The following is a 1,640-nucleotide window of genomic DNA, read 5'->3' on the forward strand; positions in this document are numbered from 1 at the left end:
ACCGCCAGCGCACGCTCACGCAGCTCGCTGTTGAGGATGCGGTCGTTCTCGCTGTAATCGACCGGGCAGTCGATCACGTGCACGCCCGGGGTCTTGATGCAGTGTTCCAGCAGTGGCAGCAGGCCTTCGGCACTTTCCACGCGGTGACCGTTGGCACCGTAGGCTTCGGCGTATTTGACGAAGTCCGGGTTGCCGTAGTCCAGGCCAAAATCGGTGAAGCCCATGTTGGCCTGCTTCCAGCGGATCATGCCGTAGCCATCGTCACGCAGGATCACCACGGTGATGTGCATGCCCAGGCGTACTGCGGTTTCCAGTTCCTGGCTGTTCATCATGAAGCCGCCGTCGCCGCACACCGAGATCACCGGGCGGTCCGGGTGCACCAGGTGTGCCGCCATGGCCGATGGCAGGCCGGCGCCCATGGTCGCCAAGGCGTTGTCCAGCAGCACGGTGTTCGGCTTGTGCGCCTTGTAGTTACGGGCGAACCAGATCTTGTAGATGCCGTTGTCCAGGGCAACGATGCCTTCGGACGGCAGTACGCGACGAATGTCGGCTACCAGGCGCTGCGGGTAGACAGGGAAGCGGTTGTCGTCGGCGCCTTCGGCGATCTGCGCTTCGTTGGCTTCACGGATGGCCAGCAGGCGGGTGAAGTCCCAGTGCGACGTGTCGTTCAGCGCTTCGCTGATCTGCCACACGGCGTTGGCGATGTCACCAATCACTTCGACCTGCGGGAAGTACACGGCATCGACTTCGGCGGAGCGGAAGTTGATGTGGATGACTTCGGTACCACCACGGACCATGAAGAACGGCGGCTTTTCGATCACGTCGTGGCCGATGTTGATGATCAGGTCGGCGGCTTCGACGGCGCGGTGAACAAAGTCACCCGACGACAGCGCAGCGTTGCCCAGGAAGCGCGGGTGGCGCTCGTCGACCACGCCTTTACCCATCTGGGTGGTGATGAACGGGATACCGGTCTTGTCGATCAGCTGCTTGAGGACCTTGGCGGTCATCTTGCGGTTGGCACCGGCACCGATCACCAGGATCGGGTTACGGGCGTTCTGCAATTTCTCCACCGCCGCTTCGACAGCCTTGTGTTCGGCCAGCGGGCGGCGGTGCAGGCTACGCGGGATCGGCAGTGCGTCGGTCTGCTCGGCGGCGATGTCTTCCGGCAGTTCCAGGTGTACCGCACCCGGCTTTTCTTCTTCGGCCAGGCGGAAGGCTTCACGCATGCGGGCCGGGATGTTGTCGGCCGAGGCGAACTGGTGGGTGTACTTGGTGATGGGGTCCATCATGCCGCACACGTCAATGATCTGGAAGCGGCCCTGCTTGGACTTCTTGATCGGCTTCTGGCCGGTGATCATCATCATCGGCATGCCGCCCAGGTAGGCGTAGGCGCTGGCGGTGACCAGGTTGGTGGCGCCGGGGCCGAGGGTGGACAGGCTGACGCCGGTCTTGCCGGTCAGGCGGCCGTAGGTGGCAGCCATGAAGCCTGCAGACTGCTCGTGGCGGGTCAGTACCAGCTTGATCTTCGACTTGCGCAGGGATTCGAGCAGGTCGAGGTTTTCCTCACCGGGAATGCCGAACACATACTCGACACCTTCGTTTTCCAGGCATTGCACAACGACATCGGCGGCCTTGGCCAT

The 1,640-nt window shown here is 62.8% G+C and carries 1 protein-coding gene; it reads right to left on the reverse strand.

Features of this window, described 5'->3' with window-relative positions:
* On the reverse strand, nt 1–1,640 hold a 1,640-nt coding region (locus LU684_RS30395; protein ID WP_023049034.1), incomplete at its 3' end, for an acetolactate synthase large subunit.

Source organism: Pseudomonas sp. NMI542_15 (genome assembly GCF_021283425.1).
Lineage (GTDB): Bacteria > Pseudomonadota > Gammaproteobacteria > Pseudomonadales > Pseudomonadaceae > Aquipseudomonas > Aquipseudomonas fortuita.